Origin of the sequence: Arthrobacter halodurans (assembly GCF_041877255.1) — a bacterium.
Lineage (GTDB): Bacteria > Actinomycetota > Actinomycetes > Actinomycetales > Micrococcaceae > Arthrobacter_N > Arthrobacter_N halodurans.
In genome coordinates, this window is the sequence record NZ_JBHDLJ010000002.1 from 223,032 (window position 1) to 249,028 (window position 25,997).

Annotated in this window: 24 protein-coding genes; 6 read left to right on the forward strand and 18 right to left on the reverse strand. The window is 69.1% G+C overall.

What is annotated here, in order from left to right:
- Positions 1 to 128 precede the first annotated feature (128 nt).
- Entirely contained in the window at positions 129 to 1,076 is a 948-nt protein-coding gene (locus ACETWP_RS03395) for a LysR family transcriptional regulator (protein ID WP_373970788.1), read from the forward strand.
- 88 nt (positions 1,077 to 1,164) lie between these two features.
- On the opposite strand, the gene ACETWP_RS03400 is transcribed toward ACETWP_RS03395, so the two are convergent.
- From ACETWP_RS03400 to ACETWP_RS03450, 11 genes are all read right to left on the reverse strand, one after another.
- Complete coding sequence (locus ACETWP_RS03400) at positions 1,165 to 2,016, reverse strand: 3-hydroxyacyl-CoA dehydrogenase family protein (protein WP_373970789.1); 852 nt, start codon at positions 2,014 to 2,016, stop codon at positions 1,165 to 1,167.
- Positions 2,016 to 3,215: a thiolase family protein gene (locus tag ACETWP_RS03405; protein ID WP_373970790.1), complete on the reverse strand. Its 1,200-nt coding sequence runs from the start codon at positions 3,213 to 3,215 to the stop codon at positions 2,016 to 2,018. Before ACETWP_RS03405 ends, ACETWP_RS03400 begins: the two co-directional genes overlap by 1 nt.
- Before the next feature lie 42 nt (positions 3,216 to 3,257).
- The gene (locus ACETWP_RS03410; RefSeq protein ID WP_373970791.1) at positions 3,258 to 4,493 is read right to left on the reverse strand and encodes an acyl-CoA dehydrogenase family protein; all 1,236 of its coding nucleotides are present in this window, start codon (positions 4,491 to 4,493) and stop codon (positions 3,258 to 3,260) included.
- 49 nt (positions 4,494 to 4,542) lie between these two features.
- On the reverse strand, positions 4,543 to 5,946 hold the full coding sequence (locus tag ACETWP_RS03415) for an MFS transporter (RefSeq protein WP_373970792.1): 1,404 nt from the start codon (positions 5,944 to 5,946) through the stop codon (positions 4,543 to 4,545).
- Positions 5,943 to 6,398 (reverse strand): acyl-CoA thioesterase, encoded by a 456-nt coding sequence (locus ACETWP_RS03420; RefSeq protein WP_373970793.1) that lies wholly within the window; start codon positions 6,396 to 6,398, stop codon positions 5,943 to 5,945. The genes ACETWP_RS03415 and ACETWP_RS03420 overlap by 4 nt, the downstream gene beginning before the upstream one ends.
- Positions 6,395 to 7,609: a CaiB/BaiF CoA transferase family protein gene (locus ACETWP_RS03425; RefSeq protein ID WP_373970794.1), complete on the reverse strand. Its 1,215-nt coding sequence runs from the start codon at positions 7,607 to 7,609 to the stop codon at positions 6,395 to 6,397. The genes ACETWP_RS03420 and ACETWP_RS03425 overlap by 4 nt, the downstream gene beginning before the upstream one ends.
- Before the next feature lie 42 nt (positions 7,610 to 7,651).
- The gene (locus tag ACETWP_RS03430; RefSeq protein WP_373970795.1) at positions 7,652 to 8,533 is read right to left on the reverse strand and encodes a 3-hydroxyacyl-CoA dehydrogenase family protein; all 882 of its coding nucleotides are present in this window, start codon (positions 8,531 to 8,533) and stop codon (positions 7,652 to 7,654) included.
- A 74-nt stretch (positions 8,534 to 8,607) separates the two neighbouring features.
- Complete coding sequence (locus ACETWP_RS03435; protein ID WP_373970796.1) at positions 8,608 to 9,405, reverse strand: enoyl-CoA hydratase/isomerase family protein; 798 nt, start codon at positions 9,403 to 9,405, stop codon at positions 8,608 to 8,610.
- 15 nt (positions 9,406 to 9,420) lie between these two features.
- Positions 9,421 to 11,436, reverse strand: a complete 2,016-nt coding sequence (locus ACETWP_RS03440) for a TRAP transporter permease (RefSeq protein WP_373970797.1) — start codon at positions 11,434 to 11,436, stop codon at positions 9,421 to 9,423.
- Positions 11,426 to 12,580, reverse strand: a complete 1,155-nt coding sequence (locus ACETWP_RS03445) for a TAXI family TRAP transporter solute-binding subunit (protein WP_373970798.1) — start codon at positions 12,578 to 12,580, stop codon at positions 11,426 to 11,428. The genes ACETWP_RS03440 and ACETWP_RS03445 overlap by 11 nt, the downstream gene beginning before the upstream one ends.
- A gap of 31 nt (positions 12,581 to 12,611) precedes the next feature.
- A complete protein-coding gene (locus ACETWP_RS03450) occupies positions 12,612 to 13,364 on the reverse strand; it encodes an enoyl-CoA hydratase/isomerase family protein (RefSeq protein ID WP_373970799.1) in 753 nt (250 codons plus the stop codon).
- Between the two features lie 237 nt (positions 13,365 to 13,601).
- On the opposite strand from ACETWP_RS03450, the gene ACETWP_RS03455 reads away from it, so the two are divergent.
- Positions 13,602 to 14,780, forward strand: a complete 1,179-nt coding sequence (locus ACETWP_RS03455; RefSeq protein ID WP_373970800.1) for an acyl-CoA dehydrogenase family protein — start codon at positions 13,602 to 13,604, stop codon at positions 14,778 to 14,780.
- Between the two features lie 352 nt (positions 14,781 to 15,132).
- On the opposite strand, the gene ACETWP_RS03460 is transcribed toward ACETWP_RS03455, so the two are convergent.
- Positions 15,133 to 15,873: an alpha/beta fold hydrolase gene (locus tag ACETWP_RS03460; RefSeq protein WP_373970801.1), complete on the reverse strand. Its 741-nt coding sequence runs from the start codon at positions 15,871 to 15,873 to the stop codon at positions 15,133 to 15,135.
- A gap of 73 nt (positions 15,874 to 15,946) precedes the next feature.
- Between ACETWP_RS03460 and ACETWP_RS03465 the strand changes: the two genes are divergently transcribed.
- Positions 15,947 to 16,645 carry a helix-turn-helix transcriptional regulator gene (locus tag ACETWP_RS03465; protein ID WP_373970802.1) on the forward strand — a complete coding sequence of 233 codons (699 nt, stop codon included), beginning with the start codon at positions 15,947 to 15,949 and terminating at the stop codon, positions 16,643 to 16,645.
- Between the two features lies 1 nt (position 16,646).
- Here ACETWP_RS03465 and ACETWP_RS03470 read toward each other — a convergent pair whose 3' ends face one another.
- The gene (locus ACETWP_RS03470) at positions 16,647 to 17,240 is read right to left on the reverse strand and encodes a uridine kinase family protein (RefSeq protein ID WP_373970803.1); all 594 of its coding nucleotides are present in this window, start codon (positions 17,238 to 17,240) and stop codon (positions 16,647 to 16,649) included.
- A 97-nt stretch (positions 17,241 to 17,337) separates the two neighbouring features.
- Entirely contained in the window at positions 17,338 to 18,042 is a 705-nt protein-coding gene (locus tag ACETWP_RS03475; RefSeq protein ID WP_373970804.1) for a DUF998 domain-containing protein, read from the reverse strand.
- A gap of 49 nt (positions 18,043 to 18,091) precedes the next feature.
- Between ACETWP_RS03475 and ACETWP_RS03480 the strand changes: the two genes are divergently transcribed.
- Entirely contained in the window at positions 18,092 to 18,655 is a 564-nt protein-coding gene (locus ACETWP_RS03480) for a TetR/AcrR family transcriptional regulator (RefSeq protein ID WP_373970805.1), read from the forward strand.
- Positions 18,656 to 18,720: 65 nt separating this feature from the next.
- Here the strand turns inward: ACETWP_RS03480 and ACETWP_RS03485 are convergent, their stop codons facing one another.
- The 4 genes from ACETWP_RS03485 to ACETWP_RS03500 form a co-directional block, all read right to left on the reverse strand.
- Positions 18,721 to 19,320, reverse strand: coding sequence for a putative glycolipid-binding domain-containing protein (locus ACETWP_RS03485; RefSeq protein WP_373970806.1), 600 nt, complete (start codon positions 19,318 to 19,320; stop codon positions 18,721 to 18,723).
- 317 nt (positions 19,321 to 19,637) lie between these two features.
- The gene (locus tag ACETWP_RS03490; RefSeq protein WP_373970807.1) at positions 19,638 to 20,147 is read right to left on the reverse strand and encodes an ASCH domain-containing protein; all 510 of its coding nucleotides are present in this window, start codon (positions 20,145 to 20,147) and stop codon (positions 19,638 to 19,640) included.
- Between the two features lie 266 nt (positions 20,148 to 20,413).
- On the reverse strand, positions 20,414 to 20,755 hold the full coding sequence (locus tag ACETWP_RS03495) for a hypothetical protein (RefSeq protein WP_373970808.1): 342 nt from the start codon (positions 20,753 to 20,755) through the stop codon (positions 20,414 to 20,416).
- Positions 20,756 to 20,757: 2 nt separating this feature from the next.
- Complete coding sequence (locus tag ACETWP_RS03500; RefSeq protein WP_373970809.1) at positions 20,758 to 21,819, reverse strand: AMP-binding protein; 1,062 nt, start codon at positions 21,817 to 21,819, stop codon at positions 20,758 to 20,760.
- Positions 21,820 to 23,135: 1,316 nt separating this feature from the next.
- Here ACETWP_RS03500 and ACETWP_RS03505 point away from each other — a divergent pair.
- Both ACETWP_RS03505 and ACETWP_RS03510 read left to right on the forward strand, forming a co-directional pair.
- Positions 23,136 to 24,176: a LacI family DNA-binding transcriptional regulator gene (locus ACETWP_RS03505; protein ID WP_373970810.1), complete on the forward strand. Its 1,041-nt coding sequence runs from the start codon at positions 23,136 to 23,138 to the stop codon at positions 24,174 to 24,176.
- Positions 24,177 to 24,228: 52 nt separating this feature from the next.
- Positions 24,229 to 25,902 (forward strand): ABC transporter substrate-binding protein, encoded by a 1,674-nt coding sequence (locus ACETWP_RS03510; RefSeq protein ID WP_373970811.1) that lies wholly within the window; start codon positions 24,229 to 24,231, stop codon positions 25,900 to 25,902.
- Positions 25,903 to 25,997: the final 95 nt, after the last annotated feature.

The window sequence follows — 25,997 nt, forward strand, 5'->3', positions numbered from 1 at the left end:
GCGGCGGCGCGAGTATGCGGTCCACGCCGGGTGCGTAGTGCCAGCTAGAGGGCAGGCTCAGGATCACTGATGCCTCTTCTGCTATGAATCACGCGACAATATTCCTGTGCGCGTCATAGCATGGTGGAGTGGAGGTCAACAAAGCCAGCGCTTTCCTCACCGTCGCGGAGGAACTGCACTTCGGTCGCGCCGCCAAGCGACTGCATATGGCTCAGCCGCCGCTCAGCCGCCTCATTCGCCAACTGGAGGCGGAACTCGGGGCCACGCTGTTCGAGCGCAACACGCGTCATGTCGCGCTCACGCCGTCGGGCGAGGCACTCCTCGAGCCCGCCCGCGAGTTGGTCATGCTCTCGCGACGCATGAAGGACGTGGTCCGCGGGGCCCAGGAGGGCGAAGTCGGACGCGTGCGCTTGGGCTTTGCCGGGGCCTCCGTCAATCAGGCGGTCGGAGAGCTCGCGCGGCAGATCCGCCAGCAACGCCCCGGGATTTCCCTCGAGCTCTATAGTTCCCAGTTCTCCCACGTGGGACTGGAACGCATTCTGGACGGCTCACTCGACCTCGTGATCGGTCGGTGGGACTTCTTGCCCGCGGAGATCGATTCCCACCTCGTGGCGCACGAGGAGTTGCTGATCGCCCTGCCGGAGAACCATCGGCTAGCCGACCGCGAGGCCGTGTCCGCGGAGGACCTGGCTGGGGAAGCGTGGATCGTCTTGCCAGGTGGGGCCAGCGCCACGTTGCCCAACCGACTCAACATGCTGGCGATGTGGGCGGGTTTCGTTCCGCGGATCGTGCAGGTGGCCCCGGACTCCTGGACACTTGTCGTTCTCGTGGGCGCCGGAATGGGCGTTTCCCTGATCCTCTCCAGCGTCCGTGACAACATCCCTTCCCGCGGAGTCGTCTACAAGCCGCTGGCACAAGAGCAGAAGCCGGTGGAGGTGCGCCTCATCTGGCGGCGCGGCAATCTCAGCCCGACGCTGCGGGCCGTTATCGAGATCTCAGAGACCGTGTTCACGGCTCGTGCCGGGACGACTGCGCCATCAGGATGCCCGCCGCTCCCCGACGCCGCCGGAAGGTGAATCAAGGGATGCGGCGGGTGCCGGCCTCCTCCCGTGCGGCGGTTCGGACCCGGCGCCGTCGCGGACCGGCATGACTTGCCGATCGGTGTCAGCGATCGTAGCTGAAGAAGCCCTGGCCGGTCTTGCGGCCGAGCTCACCCCGGACGACCATGTCGCGCATCAGCTGGGGAGGAGTGAAGCGCGGGCCGAGCTCCGACTCCAGGTACTCGGCGATGCCCAGGCGCACGTCCAGGCCCACGATGTCCGTCAGGGCCAGCGGGCCGACCGGGAACTTGTAGCCCAGCACCATCGCGTTGTCGATGTCGGCGGCCGCGGCCACGCCCTCCTCGACCATGCGGATGGCCTCGAGCGCGATCACCACGCCCAGCCGGGAGGACGCGAAGCCGGGAGAGTCGTTGACGACCACCGCGGTCTTCCCCAGGCCCCCCACCCACTGCACCGCGAGCCGCCTGAGCTCCTCGCCGGTGTGCTTCGAGTTCACGACCTCCACGAGCTTCGAGGACGGCACGGGGTTGAAGAAGTGCAGCCCGCAGAACCGCTCGGGGCGTCCCAGATGCTCGGCCAACCCGTCCACCGACAGCGAGGACGTGTTGGTGGCCAACCACGCGGTCTCCGCCACGTGGCGCTCGACCTCCTGCAGGGCCGAGACCTTCAGGTCCCACACCTCCGGGACGGCCTCGACGACGAGCTCGCAGCGGGCAAAGTCCGCGTGGTCAAGGGAGACCGTCAGGTTCTCGACCATCAGGCTGCCGTTCACGATCCCGCGCTCCAGGGACTCTGCCAAGGCCCGCTCGATCCGCGCCCGCGCGGCCTCGGCGGACTGCCTGTCCCGCTCCACGAGGACCACCTCCGAGCCGGCGAGCAGGAAGGCGTGGGCAATGCCCGCGCCCATGCGCCCTCCACCCAGGACGCCGACGGCAACCGGAACCATGCCGTGCATTAGATTCCTTCCAGAAGCATGGCCGTTCCTTGCCCCAGGCCCACGCACATGGTGGCGAGGCCGCGGTCGGCGCCCTCGCGCTCCATGCGGCCCAGCAACGTCACGACGAGCCGGGAACCGGAGGAGCCCAAGGGGTGGCCAAGAGCGATGGCCCCGCCGTCGTTGTTGACGGTGCCCGCGTCGAGCCCGAGGCGGCGGATGCAGGCGAGGGATTGGCTGGCGAAGGCCTCGTTGAGCTCGACCGCCCCGAGGTCGCCGACGCCCCACCCGGCGCGCTCGAGCACCTTCCGCGTGGCGGGAACCGGGCCGATCCCCATGATCTGCGGGGGCACGCCGGCGGAGGCGGCCTCGACGATCCGGGCCCGGACGGTCAGCCCGTACTTCTCGGCGGCGCGTTCGGAGACCACGAGAACCGCCGAGGCTCCGTCGTTGAGCGTCGACGAGTTGCCGGCGGTGACGACAGTCCCGCGGTCGACCACCGGGCGCAGCTTGGCGAGCACGTCGATGGTGGTGCCGGGGCGGGGCCCCTCGTCGGTGTCGACGACGGTCGTCGCGCCCTTGCGGCCCTTAACGGTCACCGGGACGATCTCGGGAGCGAAGCGCCCCGCGGCGATCGCGGCGATCGCCTTCTCGTGGGAGGCCAAGGCGAACGCGTCGGCGTCCTCGCGCGAGATCTTGTCGACAACCGCGACCTCCTCGGCCGTCTCCGGCATCGAGTAGGTCATCTTGTCGCGCTTCTCGAACTCGGGGTTGGTGAAGCGCCAACCGATCGAGGTGTCGAAGACGCCCCCGGGCTTGGCGAAGCCGTGGGCCGGTTTCTCCATGACCCAGGGGGCGCGGGACATGGACTCCACACCGCCGGCGACGACAACGTCCGCGGCCCCGGCCTTGATCATGTGCGAGGCCATGGTGATGGCCGACAGACCCGACGCGCACAGCCGGTTGACGGTGATGCCGGGGACCGTGTCCGGGAAGCCGGCCAGCAGCCAGGCCATGCGGGCGACGTTGCGGTTCTCCTCGCCGGCGCCGTTGGCGTTGCCCAGGATCACCTCGTCGACGTCGTGCGGGTCGATCCCGGCGTCGGTCACCGCGCGGCCGACCACGAGAGCGGCGAGGTCGTCAGGTCGGACGGAACTCAACGCGCCGCCGTACCGGCCCACCGGGGTGCGCGCGCCTCCGACCAAGAATGCTTCCGTCATGGTTTCTTCCAATCCTTTGTCCGGCCAGGTTGTGGTGGGAACTCAGTTGAACGCCGAGATCCCGGTGATGTCGCGGCCCACGAGCAGGGCCTGGATGGAGTCGGTGCCTTCGTAGGTGGAGACGACCTCCATGTCCGTCATATGCCGGATGACGTGGTTCTCCAGCAGCAGGCCGTTGCCGGCGAGCAGGTCGCGGGCCTCGTTGCAGATCCACTTTCCCTTCTGCGCGGTGGCCATCTTCACCATCGAGGCCTGGGCGTTGGACAGCTGTCCCCGGTCCGCGAGCTCCGCCATGCGGACGCACAGCAGCTGCATGGCGGTGAGTTCGCTGAGCATGTTCGCCAGCCGGGACTGGACCAGCTGGTAGCCGGCGATGGGCCGGCCGAACTGTTGCCGTGTCGCGGCGTAGTCGGCGGCGATCTCGAAGGCCGCCATGCCGTGGCCCACGGCCTCCCAGGCGGCGCCGCCGCGGGTGGCCTGCAGGACCCGGGAGACGTCCTTGAAGGACCGGCAGTGCTCGAGGCGGTTGGCCGCCGGGACGCGCAGGCCCTCGAGCACGATGTCGGCCTGCTGGATGGCCCGTTTGCCGACCTTGCCGGTGATCACCTCGGGCCGGTAGCCGGCAGGGTGGTTCCCGTCGACGTCCTTCTCCACGACGAACGCGTTGACCTTGCCGTCCTCGGCATTGCGCGCGAAGAGGACGACGACGTCGGCCGCGTCCCCGTTGCCGATCCAGCGCTTGTGCCCGTCGATGACCCAGGAGTCACCGTCGCGGCGGGCGCTGGTCTCCAGGGCAACCGAGTCGGATCCGTGCTCCGGTTCGGTCAGCGCGAAGGCCCCGGTCTTCTCGAGCCGGGCCATGGCCGGTAGCCAGCGGTTCTTCTGCTCCTCGCTGCCGAGCATGTTCAGGGCCCCCATGCAGAGGTTGCCGTGGACTCCCAGGAACGTGTTGATGCTGCCGTCGGCGCGCGCCATCTCGCGGGCCACCATGCCGGCGGCCTTGCGGCTCATCCCTGGGCAGCCGTGGCCTTGGATGGTGGTGCCGATGATCCCGAGCCCGGCCAGGCCGGGCAGCAGCTCCCAAGGGAACTCGGCGCGCTCCCAGTAGCCGTTGATCACGGGCAGCACGCGCTGCTGGGCGAAGTCGCGCACGCGGTCCCTGACGGCGGTCTCCTCGGGTGTCAGGTCGTCGTCCAGCCGGAAGTAGTCGGAGGTCGCGGCCCCCGCGCGGATGGTGGCCGGGGCCTCGGTCGAGAGTGCGCCTGAGGTGGTGGTCATGGTCGGTCCTTTCGTCGGTGGGTCCCGAGACCCGGGATGGAGGCACTGGTCAGGTATGCCGGGGCCGGCCCGGGCTGGCCCTCAGTGCGGCGAGCATGGCCAACCCCGTCAGCGAGATGGCGGGGAAGACCAGCAAGGATGCGTCGGTCGCGTACGCCAGGGAAACCGCGGAGTAGCCCACGGCCATCGCGAGGAATCTGAGCATGTTGTGGATGCCGACCGCGGTTCCGGCGCGTCCGGCCGGTGAGGTGACGAGTCCGGTGGCGGCGGCACTCTGCGTGAAGGCGATCCCGGTTCCGACCATCACGAGACCCAGCACCACCAGGGACACGACACCCCAGCGGGCCACACCCAGGACGGGCGTCGCCATGGCCACCGAAACCACCGGGGCTGCGACCACGATCAGCACGACGCCGCGGCGCAGCTGCGCGCCGGTGCCACGCAGGCGTCCCATTCGCCCGGCCGCCGGTCCGGCCACGATCATGGCCAGGGCGAGGGTGAAGACCACGAGTCCGATCTGCGCCGGCCCGAGATCCAGCTCGGAGGCCAGGAACAGCGGCACGGCCACGATGGAGACCGCCAACGAAACCATGGCCAGGCCGGCGCCGGCTGCGGCCGTCAGGAATCCCGGGTCGCGCAGAAGCGCGGGATCCAGCAAAGGGCCCGGCGTTCCTGCGTGTTTCGCGGCGCGCCTCGCCCGCTGGCGGCAGAGGTGGCCAAACAGTGCCCAGCTGCCCATCGCGCCAGTCGTCAGCAGCGCCACGCCCGCCCATGGCCCGCCCTGGCCTGCCAGCAGTATGGCGGTCGCCATCGATCCGCCCCCGGCCACGAGCCAGAACATCGCGGAGACGTGCATGGGCGGGCGCCGCCGGACGGCAGCTGGCAGGGAAACCGCGAGCAGCACCATCATCACAAGCACCAGTGCCGCGTGCGTGATAAAGACGTTCCGCCAGCCGAGGACCTCGGTGACGATCCCGCCGAACGGCGGACCGATGGCCTGGCCCAGGCCGATGGCCGCGGCCCAGGCCCCCATGTTCTGCGCGACCCGTTCCGGCCGCAAACCCATCAGGGCGGCTAGCACGCACGGTGGAATCGCGCTGCATGCGGCGCCCTGCACGGCGCGGGCGGCGATCAGCGTCTCCATCCCGGGGGCCAGAGCCGCCGCTATTTCGGCCAAGACCATGACGCCGAGGGCCCAAACCAGCAGAGTCTTGGCTCCGAAGCGGTCGCTCGACCACCCGGCCAGCGGCACGACCGTGGCCATGGCGATCGTGAAGGCGCTTACCGCCATGACCGACTGCTGGGACGTCATGCCCAGTTCCGTCTGGATCACGTACAGCGGCGCGTTGATCATGTTCGCCGACAGGGTGCCCAGCGCGGTGGTGCCGAGCAGCGCCCGATAGGCGATCCTCCTTCGACCGTTGCCGGAGCGTCCCGGCGGTGCGGCACTCATGCACGGTTGTCCCCGACGGTTGCCGGATGCGCGGCGATGCTTTCGTCGGGTACGACGATGCCCTCCAGCGTCGCCCGTGCGTGGTCCGGCAGGGGGATGGACCGGCCCGTGGCCTGGTCCGTCTGCACGAGCACCGTCCGCGCGCGGACCGCGACCTGTCCGTGCTGGACGAGTTCATAGGCGACCGTGTAGGAGGACCGGCCAAGCCGGGAAACCCAGACGCGGGCCGTGAGCTCGGGGCCGTGGTCGACGGAGCGCAGGTAGTCGAGCGTGAGGGATACCACCACGCGCGGACGGGCGGGGTCCGGGACGCCCTCGTCGCCCAGCCAGGAGGCTATCGCCGCGAGCCGCGCCTCTTCGAGCAGCGTGACGACGCGGGCGTTGTTGACGTGGCGGTTGATGTCCTGGTCCGACCATCGGACGGGGAGGACCGTGGTGAACACGGAGCTCACGATGCCTTCCGGGCGGCAGGCTGGGCCTGGCGTAGCCAGGCCATGACCTTGTCCCGGTCGCCGTCGAGACGGGGCGGGGCCTGCGTGTAGTCGACCGGGGTCCGGCTGAAGTCGACCGGGTGGCGGACCGTGGGGATCTCCCGGTCCCCCGTCCCGGCCAGGACCACCGGGTGCAGGCCGAGATCCTCCGCGAAGCGAACGCCCTCGTCCACGCCCAGGATCGGGGCGCAGGGAACCTTGACCGCCTTGAGGCGCTCGAACCAGTCCCCGGCGTCCCGGGTGGCGAGCCGATCGATCATCAGTCGGCGCAGCTCCACCCGGTTGGCGTTGCGCGCGGACACCGTGCTGAACCGTTCGTCCGCGGCGAGTCCGGGCGCCCCGAGGCACCGGCACAGCCGCGCGAACTGGCCGTTGTTGCCCACCGCGATGACCAGATCCTTGTCCCGTGTGGGGAAGGGCTCGTAGGGGTAGAGGCTCGGGTGCTCGTTGCCCATCCGGGTGGGGACGCTGCCGCCGGAGACGTAGGCGGCGGACTGGTTGACCAACCCTGACAGGGCCGAGGTCAGCAGGTTCAACTCCACGTGCTGGCCCGTCCCGGAGGATTGCCGCTCGTGGAACGCGCCCAGGATGCCGGTGGCGGCGTGCAGGCCGGTGATCACGTCGAAGAGGGCCACGCCCGCGCGGTACGGCTCGCCGTGCTGGCTGCCGGTGAGGCTCATCATCCCGGAGAGCGCCTGGGCCAGCAGGTCGTAGCCGGGCAGGTCGGCGCCGCCGGCGGTGCCGAAGCCGGTGATGGAAGCGTAGACGAGGTCCGGGCGCCAAGCGCTGACGCTGTCGTAGTCGAGGCCGTAGCGCACGAGGCCGCGGGGCTTGAAGTTCTCCACCAGGATGTCCGCCCGGGCGATGATCCGCTCCACGACCGCGAGCTGCTCCGGGTCCGAGAAGTCTAGGGCGATCGAGTGCTTGTTGCGGTTGACGGAGAGGAAGAACGTGCTCTCGCCGTCCCGGTGGGGCGGAACCCACGCGCGGGCGTCGTCCCCGGCGGTGGACTCCACCTTGATCACCGTGGCACCCATGTCGGCCAGCAGCATGGTGCAGTAGGGGCCGGCGAGCACGCGGCTGAGGTCCGCGACCACCACCCCGGCAAGCGGGCCGGTACGGGGTTGGCCGAAGATCTCTTGCAGGTCCTCTGCACCCATGGAATGGCTCATGTCTGGTTCCTCTCGTGGTTCGGCATGCTGCGGCAGGTCCGCTCAGCCTGCGTACTCGTACCAGCCGCGGCCGGTCTTGCGCCCGTACCGGCCCTGTTCGTAGAGCTTCCGCACGGACGGGTGCGGCAGATCGGAGGGGTCTCCGCTCTGTTCGTGCTCGGACAGGCGGATCAGGTAGGACACGTCGATGCCGACGAGGTCCATGAGCTCGAACGGTCCCATGGGGTGGCCCAGGGCCGTCCGCGCGGCTGCGTCGATGTCCTGAAAGCTCGCCACGCCGTCGGCCTCGAGGCGCAGGGCCTCGTCCCGCAGCGCCCCGAGGAGTCGGTTGGCGACGAAGCCGGGGACCTCGTGGTTGAGTCGGACGGGCTGCTTGCCGAGCCGGCGGGCGAGCTCCATCGCGGTCTCCACGGTCGCGTCCGAGGTCCACGGATTGCGCACCACCTCGACGCAGGCCATGACGAGCGCCGGGTTGAAGAAGTGCATGTTGCACACCCGGTCGGGTCGGGCCGTCGCGTCCGCGAGGAGGGACGAGGGGATCGTCGAGGAGTTGGTCGCGAGGATGGCGTGTTCCGGCGCGGCCTCGTCGAGGGCGGTGAACAGTTCCCGCTTGATGTCGAGCCGCTCGACGGCGGCCTCGAGCACGAAGTCGGCGGAGCGGGCCGCCTCGAGGGAGTCGGTCGTGTACGCCATCCGTGCGATGGCGGCGTCGACCTCCTCCCGGCCGCGGGCGCCCTTCTCCGCGAGCCGGACGAGGCGGCGGCGCGCCTCGTCCCGGGACCGCTCGAGGGCCGCGGGATCGAGGTCGCTGGTGGTGATGTCGTAGCCGGCCAGGGCGAAGACGGCCCCGATCTGGGTGCCCATGGCACCGGACCCCACGACGAGGACGGTGCGGACGGCGTCGATGTTCGGCCGGGGTTTCATGTTCGCTCCTTCGGGAGGCCGCGAAGCCTCGGGTTGGGGTGTCTTGGACAAGTTCCTGTTCCGGATGTCCGGGCTCAGGCGTCGGCGCCGAAGCGGGCGGGGCGTTTCTCGAGGAAGGCACTGGCGCCTTCGGCCTTCTCGTCGGCGGCGTAGAGCAGGGACTGGGCCAGGCGTTCGAGCAGCAGGCCGGTGCGCTGATCCGTCTCGGCGCCGTTGCGCACCACCACCTTGGCCAGCCGCACGGCCAGCGGACCTTTGGCGAGGATGGTCCGCGCGGTTCCGCGTACGGTGTCCATGAGCTCCTCGGCCGGGACCACGCTGGTCACCAAACCGATGCGCAGGGCTTCTTCCGCGTCGATGATTCGGCCGGTGAGGATCATCTCCTGGGCCCGGCCCAGGCCCACGAGTCGGGACAGGCGCTGGGTGCCGCCGGCTCCGGGAAGGATGCCGAGGTTGGTCTCGGGCAGCCCGAAGCGGGCGTGGGCGGCGGCGATGCGGATGTCGCAGGACATCGCCAGCTCGTTGCCCCCGCCCAGCGCCACGCCGTTGACGGCGGCGATCGTGGGCACCTCGAGGTCCTGGATCCGGTCGTAGAGCCGTTGCATGCGGGCCCGCAGGCCGTCCCGCAGCGTGTATCGGACGAGTTGGGAGATGTCCGCGCCGGCCACGAAGGACTTTTCGCCCGCGCCCGTGAAGACGACGGCGCCGATGTCCTCCCGCCGCTCGAGCGCGTCGAGCGCGGCCTCGATCCCGTCCAGGACCTCATAGTTGATGGCGTTGCGCACCTCGGGGCGGTTCACCGTGACGACGGCGACCCGGTCCTGGACCGTGGTGGTGATGGGCTCCGCGCCGTTCGTGGGGGTGTTCGTCATGGCTGGTCCTTCCGGTCAGGCGGTTGCGGTGACGGGGGTGTCGGCCCGGGCCGCGGGGGTGTCGTCGTCGGTGGGCCCGGTCTTCACGGTGAGGAAGGTGAGCAGCACGCTCCCGGCCACGAGGGCCAAACCGAGGAGGGCGGTGAGCGGTGTGGGCAGGAACAACAGGAACCCTCCGACGCCGGCCGCGACCCGGAACAGGGCGGGCATCCGGCGGTCGAAGCCGACCGTCCAGCCCTCGATGGCCGAGGCCAGCGCGTAGACGCCCACGATGCTCAGCGCGAAGGCCAGCAGGATCCGGCCGGGTGAGTCCTGGGCGACCAGTGCGGGGTTGAGGGCGAAGCCGAACGGGACGATGTACTTCACCGCGCCGAGCTTCATGGCCGCCACGCTGGTGGCCATGGCGGGGGCCTTGGCCAGGCCAGCCGCCGCGAAGGCGGCGAGCCCCACCGGTGGGGTGATGTAGGAGACGGAGGCCCAGTAGATGACGAACAGGTGCGCCGCGAGCGGGTTGACGCCCAGGTCGATGACCGCCGGGACCATGACGATCGCCAGGAAGACGTAGGCCGCGGAAATCGTCATGCCCATGCCGAGGATGAAGCAGGTCACGGCGCCGGCGATGAGGATGAGGACCACGTTGTCGCCGACCAGCGATACCAGCTCCCGGGCCAGTGACAGGCTCACGCCCGTCGCCGTGAGACCGCCGACGATCAGGCCGACGCCGGCGATGATGCCGATGATGTTGCCCAGCGTCCGGCCGGCCTCCACGAGGAAGTCGGTGAACTCCCGCAGGCCGAACTTCTGGCCCGGGCGGAGGACGGCCACGACGAGCAGCACCAGGATGACCCAGTACGGCACCTGGGTCTCGGAGTTCGTGAGGAACAGCAGTCCGGTCAGCAGGGCCAGGGCCAGGACGTAGGGCCAGCCCTGCACGAGCGTGGAGAGGGTTCGGGGCAGCAGGTCCACGGGCACGCCCTTCAGCCCCTTGCGGGCAGCGTAGCCGTCCACCTGCAGGTAGATGCCGAGGAAGTAGAGGACCGCGGGGATGGTCGCGGCCACCAGGATCTCCGTGTATGGCACGCCCACGAAGGAGACCATGAGGAACGCCGCGGTGCCCATGATCGGCGGGGTGATGGAACCGCCGGAGGACGCCGTGGCCTCGATGCCTCCCGCGTAGGTGGGGCTGAACCCGGAGCGCTTCATGGCCGGGATGGTCATGGGCCCGGTGGTCAGGACGTTGGAGACGGCGCTTCCGCTCATCATGCCCATCGCGGCGCTGCTGGCCACGGACACCTTCGCCGCGCCGCCGCGGTACCTGCCGAAGACCGACATGGAGAGGTTGTGGAAGAAGTCCGCGCCGCCCGTGTGCTGCAGGGCCACCCCGAAGACCAGGAAGCCGATCAGGATGGTCGCCGCGGTCTGGATGGGCAGTCCCAGAACGCCCTCGGCGCCCATGATGTGCACCTGCGCCAGGGTCGGGAGGTCGTAGGTGACGCCCTGCAGGACACCGATCGGCAGGTTCTCGGCGACCAGCGGGTACAGGGAGAACAGCAGGGCGATCACGGTGACCGTCAGTCCGCCGGTGCGGCGCAGGGCCTCGAGCACCACGAGCCATAGCGCGAACGCGGCGAATGTGGCGGTGGTGGGCGCCATGTACTCCCAGCCGTACTCCTTGATCCGGGTCCCGTTGACCGCGAGGTACCCGCACACGACCGCCGCGGCGACCATGAGCAGGACGTCGAACCACCGGACCCGGCGCTCTCGGACCGGGGCGTCACCGGTGCCGTCGTCCGGGCCGTGTTCCTGCTGGGCCTCCACCTGCTGCGCCAGCGGGATCTTGCGCAGGGGATTGACGATGAACACGACCGGCAGGAACACCGCCAGGATGAGGTAGAGGTAGGAGTTGGTCAGCAGGGACACTCCGCCGACGTTCCAGAAGAAGACCTGGTTCATGGCCAGCAGCACGCCCAGGACGGTCAATGCGATGACCACCGCCCGCCAGAACGGTGTCACGCGGGTCTCAGTTCTCATCGTCGGTCCCCTCGATGTTTAGTTCGGTGGTCTTCCAGTCCGTCCAGTTCCGCTCGAGCTCCCCCGCGGGGGAGGAACCGACGACCCCGGGCCAGGCCTCGCGCAGCCGCTCGCCGCGCTCGACAAGCGCGTCGTTCTTCCGCTCGAGTTCCTCGTTCCACACGCCGCGCTCCTCGAAGTAGCGGACGGTGCCCTCGTGGAAGGGGACCACCAGCGGCTCCTTGAGCACGGCGTCGAAATCGAACTGCTTGGTGTCCGGGGTGGTGCCCTCATAGTGCTCGTAGTTCTCGACCATCGCCTTGACGAGGTGGTACACCTCGTCCGCGTCGCGGGAACCCAGTGTGGTGAGCGGAATCGTGTACTCCAGGACGCGGGCACTTTCGCCTTCCTCGACGCCGGCGACGTCCGTGACCTCGCCGACCGTAACCATGGGCATGAGCTCGTCCCAGGTCTCGTAGCGGGCCGGATCCGGATCGTCGAAGCCCAGCCACTTGACATCCGTGGTGGCCGCGAGCTGGTCGATGTTGGAGCCGACCACGTTCTGGTACATGGCGTCGATCTGGCCCGTCTCGAGACCGGCGATCTGCTCGCCGTACGAGATGGGGACCTTCTGGACGTCGTCCCCGGTCAGGCCGCCGTAGTTGAGGAAGCCTTCCATCTTGTTGTTGATGGATGTGTTGGCGGTCAGCTCGGGGAACCGCTTGCCCTTGAGGTCTTCGAAGGAGTCGATGCCGCTGTCCGCGCGCACCAGCAGGCCGTAGTTGCCCGGCGGCGCCCACACCATGCGGATGTCCTGGGGACCCCACTCCTTGCTGGCGTACTCGTAGTCGCCCTCGAAGGCGTAGTAGTACTCGTCGCCGGCCCGCGAGTAGTCCGCGGTGCCGTTCACGAGCGGCGCCAGCCGGCCGATGCCGGTGTCGGCGGTCATCAGCCGCAGCTGTACCCCCTCCTGACTGGTGAGGGTGTTCGCGATGGCGGCGAGATCGTTGTAGGTGCCGGTGCCGACGTTGTAGGTGGACCACACCAGTTGCTGCGGCAGGCCGTTCGGGCCCGCCGGCTCGTCCCCGCTGGCGGCGCCGCAGCCGGTGAGGCCCAGCACCGCGGCGGCGCCCAGGGCGGCAATCCGTGACTTCGTTGTCCTCATGATGACCTTTCGATGTGCAGTGGGTGGCGCGTCAGCACCCGGAGAAGGAGGGAGTGCGCCGTTCGTGGAAGGCCTGTTTGCCCTCCAGGAAGTCGGCGGTCCCGAAGAGCGTGGGCTGGCGTTCCCGCTCGAAGGCAAGAGCCTCCGCCAAGGAGCCGGAGGCCTCGCGCAGGCCCCGTTTCACGGCCGCCACGGCCAGTGGCGCCCGCTCGGCGAGCTCCTGCGCGCAAGCGATCGCGGCGGACAGCACCTCCGGGTCCGCCACCACGCGGTCGGCCAGGCCTGCGGCCAAGGCCGTCCTTGCGTCCACCGGGGCGGCCTCGAGGAGGATCCTCCGGGCCCGGGCGGGACCCACGCGTTGGGCCAGCGAGTGCACCAGGCCCCCGTCGGGGACCAGCCCGAGGCGGGTGAAGGGGAAGAGGAACCGGGCACCCTCGCCCACCACCACGACGTCGCAGACGCACACCAACCCGGCGGCCACCCCGGCCGCGGGTCCGGCCACCGCAGCCACCACCGGCTTGTTCAGGGACGCCAACTGTTGCACGAGTCCGGCCACCTCGCTCATCCGAGCGGCACCCTCGGCCTCGTTCGCCGGCGGCATCGATGAGAGGTCCCCTCCGGCGCTGAAGCAATTCCCCGCGCCCGTGAGCACCACGGCCCCCGTCTCGGGGTCCGCCGAGAGCTCCGCCAGAACCGCGCGCAGCCGATTCCGCAGCTCGGAGCCGAGCACGTTGCGGCGGTGCTCATCGTCCAAGGTCACGACGGTCACGGCGCCAGTGCGCACGACGCGCACCTGGGGCGGGGCGTTCAAGGTGGTGGGGAATGGATCGGGCACAGGAGCTCTCCGAACTTCGTGGATGTAGTGCACATCACGTTTTCATGACCACTTTGAAAGAGCAAATACCTAATATGGCCCCCATTTATACCTATGGATCATTTATCCCGGCATCCGTGTTGCGAGTGGCGCCCGTGGGCCATCCTTGTCTGAGGCATCCGAGCACCCCGATCCCCAGGAGGACCCATGAACGCCGCCGCGACCGACCTGCTCTGCGTCGATGAAGATCTCAGCGCCGAGGAGCTCGATACCAGGGACACGGTCCGCGAGTTCGTGGACCGGCGGATCCGCCCGAACATCGCTGGGTGGTTCGCCGATGCCGTCTTTCCGCAGGAGATCGTGCCCGAGATGGCGCAGCTCGGACTGCTCGGCATGCACATCCAGGGCTACGGGTGCGCAGGGAAGTCCGCGGTGCAGTACGGCATCGCGATGCAGGAACTCGAGGCCGGGGATTCCGGATTGCGCACGTTCGTCTCCGTGCAGGGCTCGCTGGCGATGTCCGCGATCGCCAAGCACGGCTCCGAGGAGCAGAAGCATCGCTGGCTGCCCGGCATGGCCGCCGGCGAGATCATCGGGTGCTTCGGCCTCACCGAGCCCACCGCCGGTTCGGACCCTTCGACCATGGCCACCACCGCGGTGCGCGACGGCGAGGGGTGGATCCTTAACGGCGCCAAACGCTGGATCGGTCTCGCCTCGATCGCCCATGTGGCCGTGATCTGGGCCAAGGCCGTCGACGAGAGTGGGCAGGAGCGGGTCCGCGGTTTCCTGGTGCCCACGGACACCCCCGGATTCACCGCCACGCCGATCGAACCGAAGCTGTCCATGCGCGCCTCCATCCAGTGCGACATTCTCCTCAAGGACGTGCGGCTGCCGGCCGACGCCATCCTGCCGAACAACCCGGGCCTGCGGGGCCCGTTCTCGTGCCTCAACGAGGCGCGCTACGGGATCATCTGGGGCGCCCTGGGCGCCGCCCGGGATAGTTTCGACGCCGCGTTGGCTTACTCGCAGCAGCGCATCCAGTTCGACAGGCCTCTCGCGGCCTACCAGCTCTCGCAGGCGAAGCTGGTGAACATGGCCCTGGAGATCCAGAAGGGGCAGCTGCTGGCGCTGCGGATCGGGCGGCTCAAGGATGAGGGCCGCCTGGAGAACCACATGATCTCGGTGGGCAAGCTCAATAACTGCCGGATCGCGATCGACGTTTGCCGGGAGGCGCGCACGATGCTCGGCGGCAACGGGATCACCCTCGAGCATTCGCCGCTGCGCCACGCCAACAACTTGGAATCGGTGCGCACCTACGAGGGCACCGACGAGGTGCACACCCTTATCCTGGGACAGCGGCTGACCGGGCACTCCGCCTTCCGCTGAGCACGACCCGCACGTCGCAACGGGGGTTCCCCAGCGGGCGAGGGTCAGGGATGTTTCACCGGGGAAATCCACGAACGTGGATGCGACTCGAAGTCCGGACGCAGGTGGAGAGGTTCGCGTCCGAGCGACCGCCGTTTGCGCCGCCATCGGCGTCGAAACCCCGGGAGTTGCGTTGAGTGCGAGAACTCCCGGTTTGGGCCGAACTGCTCGGCCAGCCGCCATCGACGACGAGGCGGGCGACCTTCAGCCGGTGGCGTGGTGTGAGGGCAGCGTTCGGGTGTGACGTGAATTCCCCCGGAGGCGGAAGGGGCCAGCCGGATTCGGCTGGCCCCTTTCAGGTTGTACGTGCGGTTCAGCTGGTTCGAGAAGCCGCTGACTGAATCGCCCGGGCCAAGTCGCGGGGACGGCTCCACATGGGCCAATGCCCCGTCGGGAGGTCGATGACGTCGAGGTGTTCGATGTTCGCGACTTCGGCGAACACGGCATGGCCGGCGCGCGCCAGCTCCAGCACCTGCGCGCTCGGGATCGAGCAGCACACCAGGGTGGTCCGGACCCTGCGGCGGGCATCGTTGGTGAGCTCGACGGGCTGACGGAGCACGGGGCCGGGCTCGGGGACGGCCCGGTCCCGAAAACGCTCGAGGACCTTTGCGCTGAGGCCTTCGAGGCTCGCCTGCTGCGCGAGGGCGTCGAGGGAGGGCAGCGGAAGCTCGTCCACCCCCTCCGGGAGGTCCGGGGCGAAGACGCTTCCCGGCGCCACCGGGCCGGAGTCGACCCACACCACCCGATGGACAAGCTCGGGGCGCCGGTCAAGGACGAGGCTGACGGGGGCGTTCGCCCCGCTGTGCGCGACGATGGTCGCGGGCCGGTCCTCGGAGACCCCGAACCGGACGAAGACGTCCAGGACCGCCGCGGCCTGATCGTCGAGGGTCTTCGCCGCACGGCTGGGATCGTCCCCGTCGAGACCGGGCAGCGTCATCGCGATCACATCAGAGCGGTCGGTGGTCAGGTGTTCAAGGACTTCATCCCACGCCCAAGCGCCCAGCCAGTGGCCGGCGATGAGAATGATGGTCGGACTGCTCGTAGTGGTTGTCATGCCACCACCCTCGCAGGCACCACGGACAAGGGTATGTCACTATTCGTGTCATGAATTCGATGCGGGTTGAACGGTGAAGCGGGCGGAACGGCTCCACGCCCTGTCCGAGATGCTGCGCCGCAGCGGGTCACGGGGTTGCTCCGCCGAGCGTCTGGCGGCAGAGTTCGGCGTGTCCGTGCGCACGGTCAAGAGGGACCTCGCTGCGTTGGAGAACAGCGGTGCGCCCGTATGGTCGCGCCCGGGTCCGGGCGGTGGCTACGGATTGGCTTCAGGCGCGTCCCTGCCGCCTGTCAGCCTGTCCCCGGCGCAGGCCGTGGCTCTCATGGCGGCCGTGTCCGCTGCGCCCGATGCCCCCTACGCCGATCTGGCGGCGGCCGGGATCCGGAAGATCCTGGACGTCCTCGATCCCAGAACCCGGGCACGAGCCAACGAGCTGGCCGGCCGTGTCTGGGTCACCGCGGTTCCCTCCTCGTCGCGCGCCATCAGGTCGGCACTGGAGGAGGCGATGGCCGAGCAGCGAGTGATCCGCCTTCGCTACACGTCGAGGGATGGGACGACGACCACCCGCGACGTCGAGCCGGTGCTGTTCGCCTCCACGAACGGCCAGTGGTACCTGGTGGGGTGGTGCCGGCTGCGCAACGCAATGCGGTGGTTCACCGTGTCGCGCATCGAGCGCGCCGGCGTCACCAAGGCGGCTTGTGGTGGCCATACCGTCCACGAGGTCGGAGAACCCCCGGCGAACGCCAGGACGGTGCACGGTCCTGGCGGGTGAGTCACTCGGCCAACCTCTCCGGCCGGTATGGCTGGCGGGTGCCGCTGTCGATGTGGAGGTCGGCGCGTTCCCTGGTGCGGTCGGTCGCGTGGAAGTCGCGCTCGCGGAGGGTGTAGCTCTCCCAGAGTTCGCGGTGGGACTCGCCGTCCCGCGCGATCCCGCGCTCGAGGCGTTCCGCGGCGGGGGCGTCGACCCACACGCGGCAGGCCAGGGCTGCCGCGACGGCCGATCGGGTCGATCCGACGCCTTCGAGGACGACGGTCGGGCTCCACGACAGTTCCTTCCAGCCGGCCAGGCCGTCCCCGAACTCGTCGCCGGTCCAGTCGCGGACCTGGTAGCGGATGTCCTGCCCGGCAAGCAGCGGGGTGATGACCTGGGACTGGAACCGGGGCCACCAGCTGTGAAAGCCGGTCCAGGAGAAAAAGTCGTCGATTTCCACCACGGGCCATCCGAACCGGGTGGAGAGTTCGCGCGCGAGCGTGGATTTTCCCGCTCCGGCGGGTCCGTCGACGCCGACCAGACGGATGCCGGGCACGGGGCTCGCGGACGCGATCGCGTGGATCCGGTCGGCGGCGCCGATGCGTGGTTCGCTCATGGAGCCAGCGTTCCATGGCGGGCCCCCGCCCGCGGCGCGGCACGCCCGTCCTTCACCGGATCCGTTGGCGCGGTGTCCCGGACGGGCCCCGACGGGGTCATCGGCCCCCGTTGGTGGCGGCACGCGCGTTCGCCGGAACCGGTTCGGGGATCTCGGGTCCGCGGTGCCGGCGCAGCAGGAGACAGCCGACCGCCGCGCTCCACAGGGTGAGCGTGTCGAACGCGATCCGTTCCGCCAGACCCAGCCCCAGGGCCAGCGACGGGCCGCCGCCCACGGCGTCCACGAACAGCGCGAACCCGGCCACCGAGACCGCGAGCGCGGCGCAGGTGAGCGCGGGGATCCCCGGCGTGCGGCCGGTCCGCCAGCTGGCGGCGACCAGCGCCATGCCGGCCCACTGGGCCGGGGCCTGCGACAAGGCGAACGCCGCGTGCAGCTCCGGGTCCGCGTCCCAGGGAACGAGCCCCACCCCCACGACCAGCAGTCCGCCGGCGCCCAGCAGTGCGGAGGCCCACCGGCCGGGGGTCCGGCGCGGCCATGCGTTCCACAGCAGCAGGGCCCCCGCGGCGAGCAGGGCCCCGTTGGCGATGGTGGCGCCGTTGGCCAGGGCGTGCCAGGGAGAGCACACGTACCGCTCCGCCCGCGATCCCGCGTCGATGATCCCGCAGGTCGTCGTGCCGAGGTCGCTGATGAGGTGGCCGGACCAGGAGTAGGGGGCGGGCCACCGCAGGGAGGCCAGCAGCTGGGCGGGAAAGGCGAGCGCCCCGAGGATCCAGAGGATCGCGGCGTACCGTGTTCTGCGCATGGGGGACACGATACAATACAAACGTATTGACGAGCTGACGTGAGGTTTCATGGGACGTTCAACGCGGGACCGGATCCTCGACGCGGTTCTCGAGACCATCGTGGATCAGGGCGCCCACGGTCTGAGCATCCGAGGCGTGGCCGCGGCCGCGGGCCTGTCCGCGGGCGCGGTCCAGCATCTCTTCCCCACGCGGGAGGGCCTGCTCCAGGCGGCCATGGACCGGGTCGCGGAGGAGTTCACGGCCAGGCTCTTGGCCGCCATCGACCCCACCCGGGATGCCGTGGGGAACCTGAGGTCCGCGGCGCTGCTGCTGGGTGGCGTGGGGGCCGGTGCCCGCCGGGCCACCGTGGTGTGGCTCGCGTTCACCGCGATGGCGTGCACCGATCCGGGGCTGGCCCGCGCGCACCGGGAGGCGTGGGCGCGGCTCGAGGACGGGCTCGCGGTGCTCGTGGCGCGCGTCGACCCGGGGGCGGATCCCCTCCTCGCGGCGCAACTGCTCGCGCAGCTGGACGGTCTGGCCATCGCGCGCGCCCTCGAGCCCGAACGCATGACCGAACGGCGGGCGGGGCAGGTCATCGACGCCTTCCTCGACGCGAACCTGCGGACCGGGTAGGCCGCGGCCGCGCGCCGCGCGGCCAACCCGGCCGGCCGGGGGCCGGCGGGTGGAGGCGTCCGGTTCTAGGTGCGGCGGGCGAGTCCGGGGTAGTCGATCACGAGTCCCTCGTCGTCGATGGTGAGGTGGGCGCTGAAGTCCCCGCCGGCGCTCTTGTAAAGCACCCGGGCGCGGCCCTCGAGTGCGGCGGCGGAGGCGTACACCTGCTCGCTGCGCAGGATCCGCAGCGAGGGCATCTCTACCCACGCCATGACCAGGGGGGTGTCGCCGGCGGCGCGTCGCAGCAGTTCCAGGCGGCGGATCGGCATCGTGTTCGTGACGGGGCACAGCCCGAGGTCGCAGTCGAGCGCACCGTCCAGGCTCTCCGGATCGTCCAGGCCAGGTGCCGGGAGAGCGCTGTCGCCCCGGGTTGCGGTGTCGGCGGACCAGCGGCCGGCTTTGGACCGCGTCAGTTCGAGGGTGCGCGACCAGCCGAACCCCCGGGTTGTCACGCGCAGGGCCCGGGTCACCCATCCCGGGGCGACGTCGAGTTCCCAGCTCGAGCTGAACCGGTTGGTTTGGGTTCCACCGACGGCACGCAGGGAGGTGCCGGAGAGCTCGACGAAGGCGTGGTCGGTGCGCGAGGCGTCGTCGACGCCGGACCAGGTGAGGAGGCGGGTGGTCATCGGTTTAGTATCCCCGCCGCTGCCGGGTCCATCAACGCGGCCTCAAAAACGTGTTCGCGGGTGCCTTGCCTGTGTGGCTGCGGCCGAACCGGCTCCGGTCGGCAGGCGTCGTCAGAAGCACCGCCACGAGGTCACTTCGGCGACGGCGTCCGCGGCCGCTTCCGGACGGCGCCGTCCACGCGCATGCCGCGTTGTTGCAGGCGCCGTGCAGATGACCGGCGGTCGGAGCCGGTCCCGCACCGCCGACTCTCGCGATCCGGGCAGAGGAGGGGTTTTCGTGGGCCGGTGTTCCGGGTGGAACGGGGTTCCCGGTGGTGTCAGTCGGCGATCTCCGGGGGCCAGACGACGGCGAACCGCTCCAGGACGATCGGGTCCGTCTCGGACCAGGCGCGGCCGCGGGCCGCGCAACCGCGGATCCAGTACTTGCGGTGTTCGCGGCGCCAGCTTTCCAGCGACAGGTCGTCTTCGCCCTCGTCGCGCGCGAAGGCCGCGTCGACGGCGTCGAACGCGGCCAGGCGCAGTTCGGTGGTGCGCAGCACGGCCCGCGGGCGGCCGGAGCCGTCGCACGCGACCCAGTGGGACCCGATGCGGGGTAGCGGGTCCCCGCGGGCCGTGAACTCGTCGGCGAGCTCCGAGGTGGCCCTTTTGGTCCCGTGGAGCACCTCGAGGAGCAGTGCGTCGGCCAGGGCGTCCGAGTCGCCGAAGCGTTCGACGGTGTGTTCCGTGCACAGCGCCGCGGCCTCCGGGCGGGCCGCGGCGTACTCGTTCCACATACGCTGCGCGGCCGAATAGTCGATGGGGGACAGTGTGGTTGTCTGGTCGGTCATGGCCGCAGTATTCCACCTCGGGGCGTGTGTTGGGCTTCCGGTGGGTGGGCGCGGGGTTGTTCGGTTGTGCCTGCGTCGCGGCTGTCGCGAAACGCCGCGTGTCCAACGTCCACCAGACCGACGGTTAGGTGGGCCGTGGCGTGGGCCCGGATCCCCGCAGCGGCACGGTATTGAGCGTCAAGACGGCGAAAGCTGGAAAGTGCGCAATACCGGGTTCCATTCCGCAGATTCAGCAATAGAGTCACTTCAACCATCCATATGCGCCGTTATCGGTTCCGCGCCGCGGATGCCCAACCGCGGGTTTGGCTGCCGGGGTCACCGCACCGGCTCCGCCCGCTCGGCAGGCCCGACGCGTCCGCGGGGTCCAGGCCGTCGAACTGGCGGTCGCGCTCCACGGTCCGGGGGATCTCGAAGGCCGGGGAACCGAGCAGTCCCACGCCAGTCCGGACGGGTCCGTCGATGGGGATCCCGACCTTCGTGCCCAGCAGGCAGTTTTCGCCGGCGCGGCTGCCGGCGGGTACGGAGATGTCGTTGCCGAGGTAGTTGTGCGCGGTGATATGGACGTGGGAGGAGCGGAAGGACGTATTCGTGTAGTCCTGGTTCATCATCACTAGGGCGTCGGAGACCATCGTCCCGAAACCGACGTGGCTGAGGAAGGGGTTGTCCGCTCGGTGGGTCCGTAGACGTTCAGGAACCTACGTCCGGGTTTGTGCCAGCGCACGACGAGGTCCTTCGGGCAGGCCTCTCCGGAGACCAGGAGGAACCGCAGGTTCGGCAGGTCCTCGTCCAACGTGGCGAGCAGGGTCGGAACACAGCACATCGCCGTGACACCGTGTTCGATCAGGAACCGGCACAGGTCTGCGCCCAGCAGGGCCGGACCGGCCGGTTTCGGGATGAGGGTCGCCCCGACCATCCATGGCACCCACAGCTCCTCGACGGAGAAGTCGAAGGCGATCGTCATGCCCTGGTAGACGCGGTCCCCGGGGCGGTATCCGTAGTTTTCCGCCGCGACGAGCACGAAGTTGCAGGTGCTCGAGTGGTTCACGGCAATGCCCTTGGGTCTGCCCGTGGACCCGGAGGTGTAGATGATGTACGCCAGCGCGTCATCCGCCGTCTCCCGCAACCCTGGGCGCGTCCGATCCGCGGCGGCGATGGACCGGTCGTCCTCGTCGAGGCAGACTACGCGCACGCCGGTGTCCGGGAGCCGTGCGCGCAAGTGCGACAGCGTGAGTACGAGGTTAACCCCGGCGTCCTCGAGGATGTAGGCGATACGGTCCTCGGGGAACACCGGATCCAACGGGACGAACGCGGCACCGGCCTTCAGGGTTCCGAGGATCGCCGCGTAGGCGTGGACGTGATCGTCGAACAGGAGCGCCACCCGGTCTCCGGGATTCACGCCCCGGCCGATCAGGTGGCGGGCGAGTCGGTTCGATCGTTGGTCCAGCTGGTCATAGGTCAGGCTCCGGTACCCGTCCACGGCCCGGCGCTCGCTGAGGCCCGCGGCGCGAAGCTCGTCGCAGCGCCGCTCGAAAAGAGTCTCCAACCGCATGCCCGGGCGCCAGCGGGCCGAATGATCCGCTCCGGCCATTCTCAAGACGAACCCGGCGCCGGCCAGACCCGGGCAGTCGGCAATTTGCGCCTCCTGCCCCGCGCCCTCGTCCAGCGGGCTCATGCCGCACCCTTGAACGCGGCAAACAGCGCGGAAACTTGGCGGCGTAATCGCCGCGTGCCGGCCCCGGAGCAAAAGGGGGGCCGGACGGCCCCCACGCCGCCAGGGCCGTGACACTCATGGAAATCAACGGAACGGGGTCGGTGGACCAGTGAGGCCGGGCGTCCCCAGACACCGGCCTGAGCCCTCAAGGCTGTGATAGTCATGGGGCGATACTCCGCCCGCCCCTTAGTCCCTCCTTAGCATCGACCTGTGCCTTTGCTGTGGTCCCCGACTGCCGGTCCCTAGGATCACAGGGAAGGCACAGGCTGGTGAGAGGAACGGGCCGACTACCGATGCGTAACATGCGCTCACTAGCGTCGGAGACGCAGACTTGGAGGAGTAGGCATAGCACGTGAAAAAGCCGTTCAGCGCGTTCAGGACCTTCGCACCGTCGCGCCCAGCGACGGCTCGGAGACGGAGACGGCCGGTGCGGAGGGTTCGGCCGCCGTAGAACGGGTTTTTCTGGACTACGTCCGGGCCGAAGGGCTCGAGGCCCTGCCCACCGGGCTCGACGCCGAGTCGACACCGTCTGGACAATTGGATCGCCTGGGTCGGATAGTGCCTTCCTGGGTGCGGTGGCGTAAGCCGTCGTATGCGCCGGTATCGGCTTTGTTGCCCTTGGGCTGCTTGGGCGTGCCACCGGCCGGTCCGGACCGTGCTGTCCTTCGGTGGCCGCGAGATGGTGGAGCGGTACCCGAGCCCGCTCCGGAGACGCCGGGGATCTTCCGGTGGGGATGGTGGCCCCGTCGAGGCGAAGAGGAGAGGCCCGATCACGCCGTGTGGAGGTTTCGGGACCTCTCAGCCGTGGCGCGGGATCGCGATGCGTCCCGACGAAACCGCCCGCGATGACCACGCCGGCCCGTGCCGCGCCGCTGCGCTGGTTCATTCGCGGCATCGAGAAACGCCCTGGTGAAGTTCAGCGGCCTCTTCACCGGTGAATTCGAGCTCCTGGCCGCTGTCGCCGAGCCAGTAGTGGGCCGACTGTCCAGCGCTGCGGCGGGGGGCGCTTTGCGACCGTGTATGTCGCGCCGTCCTGGATCTTCACCGTCATGCGCCGACCCTATCGAGCAAAACGATCGGGAGGCTAACGAGAGACACGACCTAACGCGCAGTCCGCGGCAGCGGGTAGCCACCGCGAGCACTCTCCCACTGGTTGCTTGACACGCCGCCTCGGCGGCAGATATGTTTTATGTCACATCCACTAACGCGCGTTAGTAACGCGCATCAGTAGATGTTTCCTCCATTCAACTCTTCTCTTCGTAGACATCGGACGGTCAATGACGGCGAACCCTCGGCAGGACAAAGTGACGATGCAGGATGTCGCGAATCACGTGGGAGTGTCTCGCACGACCGTTTCGTTTGTCCTCAACGGGGGGACGGGCAACGGGATTCCACAAGAAACCCGCGCCCGTGTCCACCAGGCCGTGACGGAGTTGGGCTACCGACCCAACGCCGGAGCGCGTGCCTTGGCGTCCCAGCAGACCAAGCTCTATGGGCTCATCACGGAAATCGTGACGGCGCCATACGCCGCCGACATTGTCCGTGGCGCCGAGGAACAGGCTGCGCGGGAGGGCAAGACACTACTGATCGCCAGCACCGACGGCAGCAGTGACACCGATCGGCAGGCCATCGAGACGATGCTAGAACACCGTGTCGAAGGCCTGGTCTACGCAACGAACTGGCATCGGGAAGTGCGGCTGCCTGCCATCGCGACCGAGGTGCCAACGGTCCTGGTCCACTGCTTTGACGAGTCGGCCAGGTTCCATTCCGTCATTCCGGACGAGACTCAGGGTGGCTACGCCGCCACCGCGAGGCTCATCGAGGCCGGACACGACCGGATCGGGCTGATCAATCTGGACCCGGCCATTCCGGCCGCGATCGGCCGCCGTGCCGGCTACGTCCGGGCGCTCGAACAGGCAGGACTTGTCCTGGACGAGCGGCTGGTCATCAACGAGGACGGCGAGGCGGACCAGGGCTACCGCGCTGCGGTCTCCCTCCTCGACGCCGCCGAGCCGCCGACCGCGATCTTCTGCGCCACTGACCGCATGGCCATGGGCGCCTACGACGCCATCAAGGAACGTGGGCTCCGCATCGGGGACGATGTCTCCGTGGTTGGCTTCGACAACCAGGAAATCATCGCCAACTACCTGCGGCCCAGCCTGACTACCGTTGCGTTGCCGTTCCGGCAAATGGGAGCAGCGGGCGTCGCGCTGCTGGCCCAACTGGCGGCGAACCGCAGTATGGCTCCGCTCCAACACATCGTTGAATGCCCCCTGGTCGAGCGCACCTCCGTGCGCCTGCCCGTCCGGGCGTCCTGACGTCCACCGTCCGCTAACCCATCTCCCTCTCATAGACGAAATGAGCTCCATCATGCCCAAAAACCCCAAAAGGCCACTGACGGTTGTTGCAGCCACCCTGGCGATTGGCGCGCTGGCCCTCACCGGCTGCAGTGCCTCCAGCACGTCCGGAGGCGCGGCAAACGGCGCGGAGACCTCCAACGAACTCCTGACAATCCCCCGCGAAGACACCGCAACGTTCACCAGCAACTTCAACCCGTTTTCCCCGAACGCGCTGCCGATGACGCAGCAGTCGGTCTTCGAGCCCCTGCTGATCGTGAACCCCGTCAAGGGCGAGCCCGTACCGTGGCTCGGCGCGTCGTGGGTAGCGGACGACGACGCCAGGGGAGTGACGTTCACGCTCCGCGAGGGGGTCAAATGGTCCGACGGGAAGCCCCTGACCGCCGATGACGTTGTGTACACCTTCAAGCTCCAGAAGGAGATCTTGGGCGGCTTCGACTATCTGGACAAGGTCTCCGCCGTCGACGCGGGCACCGTCCGATTCGATTTCGACAAGCCGTACGCCCCCGGCCTCTTCGAAGTCGGCCAGCAGGTCATCGCCCCCAAGCACGTCTGGTCCAAGATCGCGGACCCGGCGAAGGCCACCAACGACACCCCGGTCGGCACCGGCCCGTACACGCAGGTCTCCCGTTTCCAGACCCAGTCCTTCGAACTGCTCAAAAACCCCACGTACTGGCAGCCGGAGAAGCAGCAGCTCGCCGGTATCAGGATGCTGGCTTTCGCCGGCAACTCCGGGGCCAATCTCGCCCTGCAGAACGGCGACGTGGACTGGAGCGACCAGTTCATCCCCAACGTCCAGAAGACCTTCGTCGATAAGGATCCGGAACACCGCCACTTCTGGTATCCCACCACCGGCGGCACGATCAACTGGCAGTTGAACACCACCAAGGCCCCGTTCAACGATCCCGTGGTGCGCAAGGCGCTCAGCATGGCCGTGGACCGCGATCAGGTCGCCACCCTGGGCATGTCCGGCTACACACAGCCGGCCGACTGCACCGGCCTCAGTGACGCCTACAGCAGCTGGCGCGACCAGAGCATCGTCGACAAGTGCGAGTGGACGAAGCTGGACGTGGACAAGGCCAACCAGATGCTCGACGAGGCCGGCTACACCAAGGGAGCGGACGGTCTGCGCACGCTCAAGGACGGCAAGCCGTTCCAGTTCAAGTTCTCCGTCGGCTCCGCATCCTCGGACTGGCTCTCCGTCGCCCAGATCATTTCGAAGAACATGGAAGAACTCGGCGTGAAGGTCGAGGTCAACTCCCCGGACTGGTCCCAGGTCGTCTCCGGCTACACGGACGGATCCTTCGACAGCGGCATCGTCTGGAGCAACGCCGGTGCAACACCCGTCGAGTTCTACCGGGGCGTCATGTCCGAGGAGGTGGTCAAGCCCGTCGGTAAGACGGCCAACGAAAACTACCACCGGTTCGGCGATCCGGAAGCCACCGCGACGCTCGAGAAGCTGGTGGCAACGGCGGACCCGGCAGGACAGAAAGCCCTCGTCGGCGACCTCCAGGAACGCTTCGATGAAGTCGCCCCGGTGATCCCGCTGTTCTCCGGCCCGGTGTGGGGCGCATACACCGATGAGCGATTCACGGGCTGGCCCAGCAGCGACAACCCGTACGCAACCCTGTCGGCGCGCTCCACCACTACGGTGCTGGTGCTGACCTCGCTCGCGCCGGCCCAGTAGGCATCAGGTGTCGGTTCGGGGCCGCCGGCCCCGAACCGACACCCAGGCCGCTGCACACACGCGGCACCCGCCCCGACGCCACGCGCCCGGACCGC